Source organism: Citrobacter sp. TBCS-14 (assembly GCF_005280805.1).
GTDB lineage: Bacteria > Pseudomonadota > Gammaproteobacteria > Enterobacterales > Enterobacteriaceae > Citrobacter > Citrobacter gillenii.
In genome coordinates this window covers 1-228 of the sequence record NZ_SZWM01000087.1, presented here as the reverse complement: position 1 = coordinate 228, position 228 = coordinate 1, and the positions used below count along the sequence as shown (strand labels likewise).

Here is a 228-nt window from a genome sequence, read left to right as displayed (position 1 = left end):
CACGCTGTGACTGACTGATAACGTGGCTGAGATCGGGCTTGTTGTACTCATCCATGCTGTCCGCGGCAATCAGGGTCAGCGGAACAGCCGCATCCTGTTTACGGATATTTTTGACTAACTGGCGGGCGGCAAAGCCCGAACCAATGATGACAATTCCGTGGCTCATTTTGCCTCCGTTGCCAGTACGTCAAAGACGTCTTTACCTAGTGAACATTCTGGACACAGGAA

General features: G+C 51.8%; 1 protein-coding gene and 1 pseudogene. Both read right to left on the bottom strand.

Annotated features, from left to right (window positions below; genetic code table 11):
• Positions 1–166: pseudogene (locus FDX22_RS00485) on the bottom strand (FAD-dependent oxidoreductase); the annotation flags it as partial.
• Positions 163–228, bottom strand: a 66-nt coding sequence (locus FDX22_RS32525) for a hypothetical protein (protein WP_370316544.1), incomplete at its 5' end; no start/stop codon positions are given. The pseudogene FDX22_RS00485 and the gene FDX22_RS32525, both read right to left, overlap by 4 nt.